Source organism: Vibrio sp. N418, from assembly GCF_000222565.1.
Lineage (GTDB): Bacteria > Pseudomonadota > Gammaproteobacteria > Enterobacterales > Vibrionaceae > Vibrio > Vibrio scophthalmi.
The window spans coordinates 132,957-148,262 of sequence record NZ_AFWD01000032.1; the positions used below are offsets into that span (position 1 = coordinate 132,957).

Consider the following 15,306-nt stretch of genomic DNA (forward strand, 5'->3'; position numbering starts at 1 on the left):
GGTTATGGAATATTCAATTAATGCTCATACATGAACAAATTCTAAGCATCAAGCGCTTTGCTTACCTTTTCAAACAAGTCTTTGGCGAGATTATCCATCGCTTTGAGTTGTTCGAGTTCGGCACGAATCATCGCTTGTCTCTGCTCGTCATACTTACCCAGTTTTAATAATGGATCAATTAAACGCGAAGCAACTTGTGGGTTACTACTATTCAATTCACGCAAAATCTCACCAGCAAACTGATAGCCAGAGCCATCTTTAGCGTGAAAATGCACCGGGTTCATATTCAAAAATGAACCGATTAAACTACGGGTACGGTTAGGGTTCTTCAAACTAAACGCTTCATGTTCCATCGTTTGCTTAATCACAGTGAGTACATCATCCGCTGGATTAGTTCCTTGTAGTGCAAACCATTTGTCCATCACTAGGCCATCATGTTTCCATTTCGCACTGTAATCCGCCATCAAAGTTTCACGACAAGCAAGTTGCGCAGAGTTAGCCGCACTCATCGCTGCCATGGTATCTGTCATGTTATTTGCATTCGCGTATTGCTGTTCAGCCAATGTATTACCTTGATCGGTTAACGCTAAGTAGGACAAAGCCGTATTACGCAATGCACGTTGACCTATCGCAGCGTGATCAATGGTGTATTCATTTTGAACCAAGCTAAAGTAAATCGCACTGAGCTCATCTTGCAATGCAATCGCCAATTGCTGCTTGATGGCCTTTAACACTTGAGCGATAGCATCAACATCAACAGTTTTATACCAACCCGAAACTTCGTTATGGCTTGGCAACGATAGCACTTCAGCGATGAATGCTGGCTCTAACTCTTGGCTGAGTAATACACCACGGAAGGCATCGATCACGGCTTCAGGTAATTCCACATCGCCACCTTGCTGCACGACTTCAACGTTATGGCGAATATATTTTGCCAACAACATTTGGCCAGCATCCCAACGGGCAAACTCATTACGTGCATGAACCATTAAGAACGTCAGTTCTTCATCGCTATAATCGTATTCCAATATCACTGGAGCTGAAAACTCTCGCAGTAATGAAGGTACTGGTTTTTCTGATACGTTCTCAAACACGAAGGTTTGTTTATCTTGGGTAACGCTCAAGACATGATGTACTTTTTCTCCGTTACAGCGTAACTCAACCGCTTCACCTTTTGGTGTGTAGAGCTCGATATCAAAAGGAATATGCAGTGCTTGTTTCTCTTTTTGATCTTGTGTCGCTTCGGTTGATTGTTCAATCGTTAACGCATAGGTTTTGGCTGATTGATCATACTGGCTAGAAACGCGAACCGTTGGCGTACCCGATTGACTGTACCACAGGCGGAATTGAGTCAGGTCAACACCTGTCGCATCTTCCATTGCAGAAACAAAATCTTCGCAAGTTGCAGCCGTGCCATCGTGGCGCTCAAAGTAAAGCTTCATGCCTTTTTGGAATCCTTCTTCACCCAATAAGGTATGGTACATGCGAATAACTTCACTGCCCTTTTCATATACCGTTAAGGTGTAGAAGTTGTTCATCTCGATCACTTTCTCAGGTCGGATCGGGTGAGACATTGGGCTCGCATCTTCGGCAAATTGAGGGCCACGAATAATGCGCACATTGCCAATGCGATTAACCGCTCGCGAGCCAAGATCGGACGAAAACTCTTGGTCACGGAAAACCGTTAAGCCTTCTTTCAAACTTAATTGGAACCAATCGCGACAAGTCACGCGGTTACCCGTCCAGTTGTGGAAATATTCATGGCCAATGACCGCTTCAATGCCAAGATAATCAGTGTCTGTCGCTGTTTGGTCATTCGCTAAAACGAACTTAGAGTTGAAAACGTTCAAGCCTTTATTTTCCATTGCCCCCATGTTGAAGAAATCAACGGCAACAATCATGTAAATATCAAGATCGTACTCAAGATTGAAACGTTGTTCGTCCCACTTCATTGAATTGATCAATGACACCATTGCATGATTTGCACGTTCCAAGTTGCCTTTATCGACAAAAATTTCTAACTCAACTTGTCGGCCTGATTGGGTTTTGTATTGATCACGCAACACATCAAAATCACCGGCGACTAAAGCAAATAAGTAAGATGGTTTCGGATGTGGGTCTTGCCATTGCACCCAGTGACGGCCACCTTCTAAATCACCTTGTGCGATACGATTACCGTTGCTTAGTAGGAATGGGTACTGAGTTTTATCTGCAATGACTTTGGTGGTGTATTTCGCCAATACATCAGGACGGTCAAGGTAGAATGTAATACGACGGAAACCTTCTGCTTCACATTGAGTGCAATACGCGCCACCCGATTTGTATAAACCCTCAAGTAAGGTGTTCGCTTCAGGGTTGACTTCTGTCACGAGCGTTAACGTAAACTCACTTGGCAATTGATGAATATGCAGTCCGTCATCGACTTGCTCGAACTTATCCCAAACTTGACCATTAACCTGTAGGCTCTTTAAAACCAAACCGTCGCCATCCAACTCAAGAGTCGTGCTCTCTGCTAGTTGTTTTACTTGCGATACGGCAGTGACAATCGTTGCGGTATCGTGCAACTCAAAAGTCAGGTCAATATCGGTGATGGTGTGAGCTGGTGACTGATAGTCTTTACGGTATTTGGCTTGAGGAGTATGAGCCATGACTAAATCCTTCTAATGATTATTTTTGTTCAGTTAGCTTACAACTCTGAAAACAAAAAAACGAGGCATTCTCTATAATTGCCTCGTTTTTTTACTGTAATTTGTTTGCTATGCCAACAGATTGTCTAATCGCTCATCGCTAGCTAGAGTTATCGAATCCGATTCAGTACCGCGAACATTTCCCCTTCTTCAGTTTCAATCGTCAAAGTATCTTGATTCAATTTATAACGGGTATTATGTTCACCATTTTCATAAAGCAGTACGAGATTCTCACCTTCGGTATAATAAACACCTTGGTGTATAGCTTCATCTCCCTCTTTATTACTCACTTTAAACTGGAAAATGAAGTCGGGTTGCAGCACTAAATCCATACGGTTAACATCATTCTCTTCCAAATCGTATCCCGCAAGGTGCTCGCTCGACCATATCCCCGCAAGAGAATTGGACAACGCTTTGGTAAACACGACACCGTTGAGGTTCAATAGATTATGGTTACCCGAGTATTGGTACACTTGGGGCTGGTCAGTATGAAGGCCAAGAATTATCGTATCGTCATTGGCGGTATACATCCCTTCCCAATGATCGACACTATAATCTCTTTTTTGAATATCAATTTTGAAATTGTATTTTGAATCGAGAGTCAGTTTAATCGCCAAAAAATTCTCTTGTGAATCTTCTGGATTAGGATTAACCAAATACCAATCTCCTAGAAGAAATGGATGATCGAAATAACTGAGTGCATCACTATCCTTCGCAGGAGATCCCCATACACTCAAACTGAAACACGCAAGTAAAATCCCTAATAATTTCATAACGCTTCCCCTCGCTTTTATTTTAAGCGTAGGAGCAACTGAGCTATAAAGCTAAATTTTTTGATCTAGATCACGTTATTTATAGACACAAAAAAAGCGAGCTTAATGCTCGCTTTTATATTCATGTCGTTAATTATTGGATCATATCAACCATAATCGCGACAGATTCGTCTAAATATGCGTCTGGCGCTTCATAATCCTTCGGAATATCATCCAAAGTCTTATAAGGCTTTAAGCCTGCGGCTGCTTGGCGCTCATTAACTCGAGTTAAGCGTAAAACATCTGCTTCATCACTGATCCGTTGACGTTCTTTCTCATTTAAAGAAAGGGCGTTATCTTCTTTTTCAGCATTGTAGCGCTCGATGTCTTGAGCAATAAATCCGAACTCGAGATCATTAGCAATACGGGCTTGGTGTTGTGCATCTAACTTAGCGATCATACTTTCGTTACTCTGTAACTTTTTATAATTCGCTTTGTCGATGCTATCCCATGGTAAAGCATTATCCTCGACACTCTCGCCCGTTTCTGCCGGATCAATTGGCGTTGGGTATGCGATATCAGGAACAACACCTTTGTTCTGAGTGCTACCACCATCAATTCGGTAGAATTTTTGTATGGTGTATTGAACGTAACCCAACTCTTTATCAAACAGATCGTAGATATGGTTCAATGAACGGTGTTGTTGAACAGTACCTTTACCAAAAGAGTTCTCTCCAACCACAATTCCTCGGCCATAATCTTGCATTGCGGCGGCAAAGATTTCAGAAGCCGATGCACTATAGCGATTTACTAAGACCATTAATGGGCCTTCGTAACTGATCACATCATCAGTGTCATTGTTAACACTAACACGACCGTAGCTATCACGTACTTGAACCACCGGACCACTGCTAATAAATAAACCAGACAGTGCCGTAGCTTCCGTTAATGCACCACCACCGTTATTGCGCAAATCAACGATAATCCCGTCAACCTTCTTCGCTTTAAGATCCACAAGTAACTTGTCAGTATCTTTCGCAAGGCCGACGTAGAAACTTGGCACTTCTAACACACCAATTTTCTTACCGTCCTGCTCGATAATTTCAGATTTAACTGCGCGATCTTCTAAGCGAACTTTATCTCGAACAATCGAGATAATTTGGCTCTTGGCATCTTTACCTTCTGGTAAGACTTCCAGTTTAACCGTCGTGCCTTTCGGCCCTTTGATCAACTGAACGACATCATCAAGACGCCAACCAATCACATCGACCATCTCTTCACCGTCTTGACCAACGCTGACGATACGATCACCTTCACCTATTTGTTTACTTTTTGCTGCTGGGCCACCAGCCACTAAAGAACGAATAATGGTGTAGTCGTCTGTCATTTGCAGAACGGCACCAATCCCTTCAAGGGATAAATTCATTTCCTGTTGGAATTGATCGGCATTGCGAGGCGACAAGTAACTGGTATGGGGATCAACTTCACGTGCAAAGGCATTCATATAAATTTGAAACGCATCTTCGTTGTGAGTTTGACTGAGGCGTTTAAGCGCGTTGTTATAACGTTTACCTAAAACCTCTTTGATCTCATCCCAGCTTTTACCGGTTAACTTCAGGTTCAAAGCATCGTACTTAACGCGCTTACGCCACAACTCATCAATCTCAGCCGTGGTTTTTGGCCAAGTCGCCTCACTACGGTCAAGTTCGATTGATTCATCAACATTGAAATCCATCTCTTTATCAAGCAGTGATAATGCGTATTCAAAACGCTCATAACGACGCTTGATCGATTGATTGTAAATATCGAAAGCAATCTGGTTATCACCAGACTTCAATTGATCATCGAGAGATTTATCCCAAGCAGAGAACTTATCAATATCCGCTTGAGTGAAGATGTTCTTGTTGTAGTCGAGCAATTCTAGATAACGATCGAAGATCGCTTGCGAGAATGTGTCGTCAAGAGTGAAATGTTTGTAATGAGAACGAGTAAATCGAGAAGTAACACGTTTACTTGCCGTCTTATGCTGAGTTTCAGGTACAAGGACAGGTAAATCGGTGATTTCGATATTCGCTTCGAGAGCGGCTGCTGGATTAGCTGCTAGCAATAAGCTAGCAGCAATCAGAGAAATATTTAAACGGCATTTCATGCGTAGGAGACTCTCCTTTATGCGCGAAGGTGCTCCGCTTTCACAACCATTTGTAGGCCGTTAGACAGTTGAACTCGCACATCTTCCTTATTGATTTCAACGATAGTCGCTGCCATGTTTCCTTTGCCCATGTTCACGTTTACTTCGTTACCAACGCGTACTTCGTCAGCGTTTAGTGCACGTGTTTCTACTGGTGCTTGAGCTTTTGGCGCTTTATTCGCTTGCGGGCGACGCGCTTGCTGAGGCTTCTTGCCTGCTGGCTTCGCTTTCGCTTTTGCTTCTTCACGAGCTTTTTGCGCTTGCTCTTTCTTACGAGCTTGCACTTTTGCTTTGCTTTCAGCTAGCGCTGCTTTCGCGTGTTCAACGTGCTCTTCGTCTAGCTCACCACATGGGTTGCCATCTAGGTCAACGCGTACTGCACCTGGTTTAGCACCGTGCAGGTAACGCCATGATGAAGTGTACTGTCTTAACGCTGCGCGAAGCTGAGTTTTACTTACTTTCGGGTCATCAGATAGACGATCCGCAAGATCTTGAAAAATACCAATTTTGAGTGGTTTTGCTTCACCTTCTAAAGTAAAGCACTTAGGGAAACATTCAGCAACGTATGCAATGATTTCTTTGCTGTTTTTTAACTTTTCAGTGTTTTCCATGGGGGTTCCTGGTTCATGCGGACGTTCCGCGAGCATCATTAAGATAAATATTTCAGGTATTATAGTGACCTGAAAGCGAAAAACCACACTCTAACGCTAATTTATGCCTTGATAGCGTGTGAATTGAGCAGGTTTTCTACTTCAGCCATCAAAAATGTCAAACCTTGCTCGTCTTCTTCGCTGAATCGACCAATATTTGGACTATCGATATCTAAAACTCCGGCTATTTTACCATTAATTGAGAAAGGAATCACAATCTCTGAGTTACTTGCTGCATCACAAGCGATGTGTCCGTCGAATTGATGAACATCATAAACGCGTTGCACCGTGTTTGTTGCCGCCGCGGTACCACACACTCCTCGACCGAGTGGAATTCGGACACAAGCCGGTTTTCCTTGAAAGGGTCCCAAAACCAATTCGTCTTGTTCGATAAGATAAAAGCCGACCCAATTGAGATCGGTTAATTCCATATTGAGTAATGCACTCAGATTCGACAAATTCGCGATAAAATTGCTTTCTGTTTCTAGTAATGCCAACGCTTGCTTGGTTAGACGCTGGTAATGTTCTATTTTCATATTATCTACCGAGTGTTTTTTCTATTTGAAAACATGAGACTTCTACTTCGATTCTACGTACAATCATCTTAACTATTAATAATAAGCATTATCACTTAAATGACCGCAGACGCTAACACTATTAGCCGTTCTTGGCTTATAACTCAAGTAAAAAACAACAAGTCAAAATTGCTTGTTGCGAACCTTGTCGCCATTATTGCCACCCTCATTAGTGTTCCTATCCCGCTTCTTATGCCTTTAATGGTGGATGAGGTACTGTTAAACAAACCTGGAGAAGGTTTGGCGTTAATGAATGAGGTCTTACCCGCCGCGATTCAAACGCCAACCGGATACATCTTCTTTACGCTGTTTCTCATTGTGCTAATGCGCAGTGGTAGCCAGGCGCTCAATATTTTGCAAAGCCGTCAGTTTACCTTGGTATCAAAAACCATCACTTATCAAATGCGCAGCAAGATGATTGATAAACTTGGTCGCATTAGTATTCGTCAATACGAGACGCAAGGCAGCGGTGGCATCAATGCCCATTTAGTCACCGATATAGAAACCATCGATCAATTTATCGGTTCGACGTTAAGTAAATTTATTATTAGCTTGTTAACGGTGCTCGGCACCGCCGGCGTATTACTTTGGTTAGATTGGCGCCTTGGCTTATTTATCCTGTTGGTCAATCCTATCGTTATCTACTTCTCACGTAAGCTAGGTAGCAAAGTAAAGCATCTCAAAAAGCGTGAGAACCAATCTTTTGAGCGTTTTCAGAATCGTCTGGTGGAAACGTTAGATGGAATCTATCAATTGCGTGCGGCCAACAAAGAACGTGCATTTTTAACCGAGCTTAAACTGCAAGCAAATCAAGTTCGCCTTGATGCCGACAAATACGCATGGCAGTCAGAAGCGGCAGGACGACTCTCCTTCTTATTGTTCTTACTCGGTTTCGAACTATTTCGCGCCGTCGCAATGCTAATGGTGCTATTTAGTGATTTAACCATTGGTCAGATTTTTGCGGTATTTGGTTACCTGTGGTTTATGCTCGGCCCCGTTCAAGAATTACTTGGCATTCAGTTCTCTTGGTATAGTGCCAAAGCGGCATTGGCCCGCATCAATACCCTACTTCAATTAGAAGAAGAATATCGCCCAGTGAGTAAGGTCAATCCTTTTGTCGAAGGGCAAGAAGTCGACGTATCAATAGAAGACGTAACTTTCTCCTATAATGAAGAGACAAAAGTACTCAATAATCTTTCTTTGCACATTCCAGCCGGCAAAAAAGTCGCGTTGGTTGGTGCAAGTGGTGGCGGTAAATCCACCTTGATACAATTGCTGATTGGTGTCTATCGACAAGACTCCGGTCACATAAAATTTAATCATCAAACCACAGATGACATTAGTTTTGATGTAATTCGTGATCAAATAGCCGTGGTTTTACAGCAACCTATACTATTTAATGACAGCTTAAGGCATAATCTCACGCTCGGTGGTCACTACAGTGACACTCAACTTTGGCAAGCACTTGAGATTGCTCAAATGCAAGATGTCATCTCGCAACTTAGCCAAGGGCTCGAAACCCAAGTGGGTCGCAACGGTATTCGTTTATCTGGCGGACAACGTCAACGTTTGGCGATTGCACGTATGGTGCTTAGCGATCCTAAATTCGTCATTCTTGATGAAGCAACATCGGCGTTGGATACCGCGACCGAAGCGGCATTACACCGAGCTTTAACAGAATTTTTAAGTGGCCGCACAACCTTAATTGTTGCGCACCGTTTATCCGCGGTAAAACAAGCAGATCTCATCTACGTTTTAGAAGATGGTCAAGTGACCCAGTTTGGGACGCACGGAGAGTTAGTTGAACAACAAGGCCTATATCAAACCCTTTATGGCGCGATACAGTCGCACGGTTAAACGCGCGACGCTTTCCCTATGGGGGCTCAAATGAGCCCTCTCGCTCATCAATGCGCACCGAATAAAGTGCGTCTTTGTCAGGGCTGTGAACTACCTGTCGATGTGGTTGACGTAAAACTGGGTAAAAGTGCCTATTGTCCTCGCTGTCATACTCAACTTTATCGTGGCGGTCGACCATCACTTTCGGGCAACCTGGCGGTGGCGATAACCTGCTTGCTGCTTTTTATTCCTTCTCATTTCTTTAACTTCATTAGTATCCGCCTTTTTGGCCAAATGATCCCAGCGACATTACCATCAGGGGTATTTTCGTTGTTCAACGAGGGCTTTATCTTTCTCTCTGCCCTCGTCTTCTTCTGTAGTTCAATCGCGCCGCTATTGGTTTGCAGCTCGGTGGTATTCGCTCACGTGGCGCTCAAATACCATCATTTTAAACTGCTCAAGTATTCACTGTGGATTATTCAGCATCTTAAACACTGGGTGATGATTGATGTCTTTCTGATCAGTGTTGCGATCTCGTGTTTTAAACTACAAGATTATTCCGATATTTTCGTGGGCTATGGCCTATTTGGTCTGATTTTATTGCAGCTTTCGACGGTACTCCTAGTCAGCCGCGTTAGCATCCGTCGCTATTGGGAAGCCTATCAACAAGAGGCGCAATTTAATTTTGAACACAAATCGATTCACTGCACCAATTGTCACCTTTCGCAACCTGAAAGTGCATCCTGTGTTCGCTGTCATAGCCCTCTTCATCATCGCAAACCTGATTCACTGCAAAAGACGGCAGCGCTATTGCTCGCGGCATCCATTGCTATTTTCCCTGCGAACTTAATGCCAATTTCGGTGCTGCTGACCAATGGTAAACGTTTAGAAGATACAATCTTTTCTGGCGTAGCAGCACTGATCAAAAATGGTATGACGGGGATCGCAGCGATTATCTTTGTCGCCAGTATCGTCGTTCCTGTCGCAAAGATTTTGAGCCTTACTTATATACTGCTGGCAATCAAGTTTAAACGCCGCATATTTCATCGCCAGCGTATGATGATCTATTTTATCGTCAAGTGGATTGGTAAATGGTCAATGATGGATCTGTTTGTTATTTCTATCATGATGACCTTAGTTGACCGAGGTCAACTCCTTGACTTTACACCGGGTTATGGTGCTGTTGCTTTTGGTTTTGTCGTGGTACTGACCATGTTAGCAGCGGATAGCTTCGACCCAAGATTTATATGGGACAATTATCGCGACCAACGCACCGTTAACGACAGTGCACGCGCTGATTCTTTACAAAACGAGCCTAAACAACAAGAGTCTTTGAATGAGTAATTCTACGTCTTCGCAACCTTCTTATTCTCCCGATGTGAAGCGCAATAAGGGTATTTCCCCCTTATGGATTTTGCCTATTATCACCATGTTATTAGCAGGATGGTTGGTCTTTAAGGCGGTCCACGATGCTGGGCAAAAGGTGCAAATTCACTTTTCTGATGCGCAAGGGTTGATTGCAGGCCGTACAACGGTTCGTTATCAAGGCTTAGAAGTGGGTATGGTTCGCTCAATCAATTTGAGTGAAGATCTGCAAAGCATCTATGTGGAAGCGGATATTTACCCAGAAGCGACCAAGTTGCTCTCCGATAAAACCCGCTTTTGGATGGTCAAACCGACGGCAACCCTCTCTGGCATTTCAGGTTTAGACGCTTTGGTCTCGGGTAACTACATAGCGATTCAGCCGAGTGAGCAGAAAGGCAAGTTTGAGACCGACTTCGTTGCGCTCGACAGCGCTCCAGCAGATCTCTATGCCAGTGAAGGATTAAACATCCGGCTAAAAGCTCGAGATTTAGGTGGTATTTCGATCGGCTCTCAAATCGTCTACCGTAAGATCCCTATTGGTGAGGTGTACGCTTATCAGCTTGATAAAGAAAACAAAAACGTCATTATTCAAGCTTCGATTAAAGACGAATACCGCACCATCATCACCGATGAAAGTCGCTTTTGGAATGTGAGTGGTATTGGTGCCAGCATCGGATTCTCTGGTGTCGATGTTCGTTTAGAAAGCTTAGCTGCGCTCATTGGCGGCTCAATTGCGGTGGATTCACCAGATCGAGGCGAACAAGTAAAAAACAATCAACAATTTAAACTTTACCCAGATTTGAAAACGGCTGGTCGCGGTATTCCGATTGATATCGTGTTACCGGATGACAATAAAATTAGCCCGTCGGGCGCCCCTATCATGTATCGCGGCTTAGAAGTTGGTCAAATTACCGACTTGCAGCTTAACAAAGACCAACAGCAGATCATCGCTTCGGCGGCAATCCAACCTGCGTTTAGCGATATGCTAACCGAAGGTAGCCGTTTCATTCTTGAAGAAGCGGAAGTCTCTCTGTCTGGAGTAGAAAACCTCGGTAACCTAGTGAAAGGTAACTTTTTAACCATCGTACCGGGTGAAGGGGTCAAAGCGCGAGATTTTACCGCCATCCGTAAAAATGAGTTCAACAAACAGCAAGCAAAATCTATTGCAATACAACTTACCGCCGATAACTCATATGGTTTAGATCAAGGGGCTAAGGTACTTTATCGCGGCATTGCCGTTGGTGAGGTTACCCGCGTGCAGCTTGATCAGGAACTGGTGCGATTTGATGTCCTCGTCGATAAGCGTTACGAAACATTGATTAAGTCGCAAAATCGCTTTTTCGTCACTGGCAGTGCTAGCGCGGAGTTAACCGAGTCTGGCTTGAACATTACCGTACCGCCAGCAAAGCAGTTATTAGCAGGTTCAATCAGCTTTGTGAGTGAAGGTAAGCAACAGACCAATTCAGAATACAAGCTGTATCAGAATCGCTCATTAGCTGAGTTAGCCAAATACAACTTATCTGGGTCACACAAGTTAGTTTTAGTTGCTGATGAACTACCCGCCATTTCAAAGGGTAGCCCTCTACTCTACCGTAACTTGCAAGTGGGTAGTGTGTCAGACTTTAAGCTCAATAATGACCATGTGCGGGTAACCGTCAGTATTGAAAACCAATACAAACATCTGCTAACACCGCAAACCGTTTTTTGGAATCGCTCTGGTATTGAAGTCGATGCCAGTTTAGCAGGTGTCAGTATTAAAGCCGATCCAATCAAAACCCTAATCAAAGGTGGCATTGCTTTTGATTCACTGCCAGGAATTGAAAATCGTCACGATCAGCAATGGCTGCTCTACAAGAACTTTAAGAGTGCGCGTAAGTCTGGCTACGCGATTACTTTAACAGCCTCAGGCAGTAGCAACGTGAAAGTTGGTACGGCGATCAAATACAACAGCATCAAAGTCGGAGAAGTCGTCGATGTGCTACCCGACTTCAGCCAGAATGATGTGATAGTCAAAGCTCGCATCTTGCCTGAATACGCTTTACAAGTCGCACGCCAAGGCGCGTATTTCTGGCTACCTCAAGCAGAACTTGGCTTAGCTGGGGTGAAAAACCTTGAAAGCATTCTTAGCCAATCAATCAATGTCTCAATTGGCAAAGGTGCACAAGCCGATCAGTTTGAATTACATCAGCAAGCTCAAACTGTCAGTGGTGTTCGCTTTACACTACAGAGCGAGACTCGAGGCTCTGTCACAGAAGGTACACCGGTGCTTTATCGCGAAATGGAAGTTGGCCATGTCGTCAGTGTTGAGCTTGGCGAGTTTGCTGATCGCGTGATCACCACTATCAACATTGATGCAGAATATGCCTATTTGGTTCGCCAAAATAGCGTATTTTGGAATACCTCTGGGGTCGATGTATCAATCGGCATTACCGGGGCAAATATTAAAGCAGGTACATTTGATAGTTTAGTTCGCGGCGGCATCACATTTGCAACGCCTGAGCAAAAGCAGCTACAAGCGATCGCGAAACAAGGACAAGCTTTCTACCTCTACCCTGAACCTGAAGAAGGCTGGAAGCAGTGGCGGACTGCAATTCCTAAACCCTAACCCGATTTGATTAAAACGCAGCCTACGCTGCGTTTTTTTTTCATCACGCTGCCAGCAATTGTGTTGCTATCCCGTGCTGATGCTCGCGCAGCCAAATAGTAAAGGTTATAATCGCGCTAATTTTTTCCCGTCGAGATAGAACATTGCATCAGAACGTATATCTACCTGAAGAGTTTCTTGCTGAAATGGCAGCGATTCTTCCTAGCCATCTAACGATGGCAGACTTTATCGCCGCTTGCCAACGCCCACTACGCAAGAGTGTTCGCGTAAACACGTTAAAACTCTCCGTTGAAGAGTTTAAACAGCGCGCGGCGAGCAAAGGCTGGCAATTATACCCTGTGCCATGGTGTGACGAAGGTTTTTGGATTGAAGCCGATGAATCGGTTGTGCCACTTGGTAATACCGCTGAACACATGACGGGATTGTTCTATATTCAAGAAGCCAGCTCAATGATGCCTGTCTCTGCACTTTTCATGGGTGAAGCATCATACAATGCCGTTTTAGATATGGCGGCAGCACCAGGATCAAAAACCACTCAAGTTGCAGCCTGTATGAACAACGATGGTGTATTGATTGCTAACGAGTTTTCAGCAAGCCGAGTCAAGGTACTGCATGCCAACATCGAACGTTGTGGCGTTAGAAATACGGCACTCAGCAACTATGATGGTCGTGTATTTGGAGCTTGGTTACCAGAGCACTTCGACGCAGTGTTAATCGACGCACCTTGTTCTGGTGAAGGGACGGTACGTAAAGATGCTGACGCAATGAAAAACTGGAACAAAGCGTCTGTCATTTCCATCTCTGATACACAGAAAGACCTGATTGAAAGTGCATTCCATGCCCTAAAACCAGGTGGTGTAATGGTTTACTCAACTTGTACCCTGAGTGTCGAAGAGAACCAACAAGTTTGTCACCACCTCAAAGACACATTTGGTGATTTAGTTGCGTTTGATAGCTTAAAAGAGCTCTTCCCTGAGGCAGAAAAGGCCATCACAGAAGAGGGCTTCCTGCATATTTTCCCACAGGTCTATGACTGCGAAGGCTTCTTTGTCGCCCGAATTCGTAAACTGGGCTCAGCTCCGGCACCTGAAGTTAAAAAGCGCCTTGGTAAGTTCCCATTTAGTAAAGCCAATGACAAAACTCAGCAAGATATTGCCACTCAATTGTTTGACGCCTTAAACATTGAACTACCAGCACAAACGCAGGTTTGGTTGCGTGACAACGATGTATGGCTTTTTCCAGCAGCACTCGAACCGATGCTAAGTGAATTCAAATTCTCTCGAATGGGGATCAAAATCGCTGAAGCGCATAAAAAAGGTTATCGCTGGCAGCATCAAGTTGCCACCACGCTTGCAACCGGCAGTGAAGCTAATTGCGTAGCACTTTCGATTGATGAAGCTCGTGAATGGTTTATGGGACGTGATGTGAGACCAGAGGCACAGCCTAGTAAAGGTGAAGTGATCGTAACTTACGCTAACGATGTGATTGGACTAGGAAAATGGGTCGGTAATCGCGTAAAAAATGGTTTACCACGTGAATTAGTGCGCGATAAAAACCTGTTTTAATTGGGGTGAAGTTAGTAGCAAATTCCAGCCAAAACTCGCTAAAACGGAATAATGCACTACAATTAACTCTATCAATAGATATTTAATATCAAACAGTTAGCGCAGGCTCAGAAAAGAGCCCTTCCCCTAGGCCCGGATCGGGATAAGATCTGGGCCTTTTCTTTTAGGGATGCTTTAGCTTAAGCGAATGCCATCTTTTTCGATGATAATTTTACCCGCTTTATAAAGGCCACCGATGGTTTTCTTAAAAGTGCCTTTACTGGTACGAAACGCTGAAAAGATCGCTTCAGGTGTCGATTTATCATTAAGCGGAAGAAAGCCGTCTTTCTTTTCAAGTAGCTCGATAATACGAGTACTCAAGTCATCCATCTTAGCCACACCGATTTTTTGCAAAGACAAATCGATTTTGCCGTCTGCACGAACCGCTTTCACGTAACCTTTTAATTCCTTGCCAACAAACAGTTTGCCGAACACATCAGAACTGAAGATCATGCCCCAGTGTTCACCGTTCACAATCGCTTTGTAACCTAGCTCACTACGTTCTGCAATCAGAAGGTCAACTTGCTGGTTTGCTTCGTAGTTTGCCGGTGTTTTATCAAGCCACTTGTTAAATTTGGTCGTGCCAACAATACGGCCTGACGCTTTGTCTGTGTAGACGTACACCAAAATCGATTGACCTTCAACCAAACGACCACGCTGCTCACTGTATGGAATAAGAAGATCTTTATCTTTTACGCCCCAGTTTGCAAAAGCACCGGTGCTGTTCACACCTTGGATTTTCATCAAACCCCATTGGCCTACTTGAGCAATCGGTGTTTCAGTCGTCGCTGCGATATGGTTGTCAGAATCAAAATACAAAAATGCATCAATAAACTGACCTACTTCAATTCCTTCCGGCGCAAGGCGATTTGGTAGCATAGTGGTGCCGTACTCACCTGCATCAAGAAAGACACCAAACTCTGCTTTTTTGACAACTTCTAGGTGGTTTATTTGACCTACATTAATCATCGTATTTTTTCTCTGTAACACTTAATTGGGGGCGATTATAGCGAAACTCTGATATGCTTGCGCCAGATAATTAGA

General features: G+C 44.0%; 10 protein-coding genes. 4 read left to right on the forward strand and 6 right to left on the reverse strand.

The window, feature by feature from the left end:
- Positions 1-41: 41 nt before the first annotated feature.
- The 5 genes from pepN to RH86_RS05065 all read right to left on the reverse strand — a co-directional run bounded on the left by pepN (position 42) and on the right by RH86_RS05065 (position 6,813).
- Positions 42-2,648 carry an aminopeptidase N gene (gene pepN, locus RH86_RS05045; RefSeq protein ID WP_009385351.1) on the reverse strand — a complete coding sequence of 869 codons (2,607 nt, stop codon included), beginning with the start codon at positions 2,646-2,648 and terminating at the stop codon, positions 42-44.
- A gap of 149 nt (positions 2,649-2,797) precedes the next feature.
- Positions 2,798-3,460 carry a hypothetical protein gene (locus RH86_RS05050; protein ID WP_009385352.1) on the reverse strand — a complete coding sequence of 221 codons (663 nt, stop codon included), beginning with the start codon at positions 3,458-3,460 and terminating at the stop codon, positions 2,798-2,800.
- Between the two features lie 133 nt (positions 3,461-3,593).
- Complete coding sequence (gene prc, locus RH86_RS05055) at positions 3,594-5,588, reverse strand: carboxy terminal-processing peptidase (protein ID WP_009385353.1); 1,995 nt, start codon at positions 5,586-5,588, stop codon at positions 3,594-3,596.
- Positions 5,589-5,605: 17 nt separating this feature from the next.
- Positions 5,606-6,238: an RNA chaperone ProQ gene (gene proQ, locus RH86_RS05060; RefSeq protein WP_005597436.1), complete on the reverse strand. Its 633-nt coding sequence runs from the start codon at positions 6,236-6,238 to the stop codon at positions 5,606-5,608.
- A gap of 101 nt (positions 6,239-6,339) precedes the next feature.
- Positions 6,340-6,813: a GAF domain-containing protein gene (locus RH86_RS05065; protein ID WP_009385354.1), complete on the reverse strand. Its 474-nt coding sequence runs from the start codon at positions 6,811-6,813 to the stop codon at positions 6,340-6,342.
- A 99-nt stretch (positions 6,814-6,912) separates the two neighbouring features.
- Between RH86_RS05065 and RH86_RS05070 the strand changes: the two genes are divergently transcribed.
- The 4 genes from RH86_RS05070 (at position 6,913) to rsmF (ending at position 14,223) form a co-directional block, all read left to right on the forward strand.
- A complete protein-coding gene (locus RH86_RS05070) occupies positions 6,913-8,709 on the forward strand; it encodes an ABC transporter ATP-binding protein (protein ID WP_009385355.1) in 1,797 nt (598 codons plus the stop codon).
- Between the two features lie 30 nt (positions 8,710-8,739).
- Positions 8,740-10,032 (forward strand): paraquat-inducible protein A, encoded by a 1,293-nt coding sequence (locus tag RH86_RS05075; protein ID WP_009385356.1) that lies wholly within the window; start codon positions 8,740-8,742, stop codon positions 10,030-10,032.
- The gene (locus RH86_RS05080) at positions 10,025-12,658 is read left to right on the forward strand and encodes an MlaD family protein (RefSeq protein WP_009385357.1); all 2,634 of its coding nucleotides are present in this window, start codon (positions 10,025-10,027) and stop codon (positions 12,656-12,658) included. Before RH86_RS05075 ends, RH86_RS05080 begins: the two co-directional genes overlap by 8 nt.
- Before the next feature lie 143 nt (positions 12,659-12,801).
- Positions 12,802-14,223 (forward strand): 16S rRNA (cytosine(1407)-C(5))-methyltransferase RsmF, encoded by a 1,422-nt coding sequence (gene rsmF, locus RH86_RS05085; protein WP_083823360.1) that lies wholly within the window; start codon positions 12,802-12,804, stop codon positions 14,221-14,223.
- A 174-nt stretch (positions 14,224-14,397) separates the two neighbouring features.
- Here rsmF and RH86_RS05090 read toward each other — a convergent pair whose 3' ends face one another.
- The gene (locus RH86_RS05090; RefSeq protein ID WP_009385359.1) at positions 14,398-15,231 is read right to left on the reverse strand and encodes a S1 RNA-binding domain-containing protein; all 834 of its coding nucleotides are present in this window, start codon (positions 15,229-15,231) and stop codon (positions 14,398-14,400) included.
- Positions 15,232-15,306: the final 75 nt, after the last annotated feature.

Excerpts from the sequence above, each read along its gene's own strand:
- RH86_RS05080 (WP_009385357.1), top strand. The coding sequence starts at position 10,025 with ATGAGTAATTCTACGTCTTCGCAACCTTCTTATTCTCCCGATGTGAAG.
- pepN (WP_009385351.1), bottom strand. The coding sequence starts at position 2,648 with ATGGCTCATACTCCTCAAGCCAAATACCGTAAAGACTATCAGTCACCA.
- proQ (WP_005597436.1), bottom strand. The coding sequence starts at position 6,238 with ATGGAAAACACTGAAAAGTTAAAAAACAGCAAAGAAATCATTGCATAC.
- RH86_RS05075 (WP_009385356.1), top strand. The coding sequence starts at position 8,740 with ATGAGCCCTCTCGCTCATCAATGCGCACCGAATAAAGTGCGTCTTTGT.
- RH86_RS05070 (WP_009385355.1), top strand. The coding sequence starts at position 6,913 with ATGACCGCAGACGCTAACACTATTAGCCGTTCTTGGCTTATAACTCAA.
- prc (WP_009385353.1), bottom strand. The coding sequence starts at position 5,588 with ATGAAATGCCGTTTAAATATTTCTCTGATTGCTGCTAGCTTATTGCTA.
- RH86_RS05050 (WP_009385352.1), bottom strand. The coding sequence starts at position 3,460 with ATGAAATTATTAGGGATTTTACTTGCGTGTTTCAGTTTGAGTGTATGG.
- RH86_RS05090 (WP_009385359.1), bottom strand. The coding sequence starts at position 15,231 with ATGATTAATGTAGGTCAAATAAACCACCTAGAAGTTGTCAAAAAAGCA.
- RH86_RS05065 (WP_009385354.1), bottom strand. The coding sequence starts at position 6,813 with ATGAAAATAGAACATTACCAGCGTCTAACCAAGCAAGCGTTGGCATTA.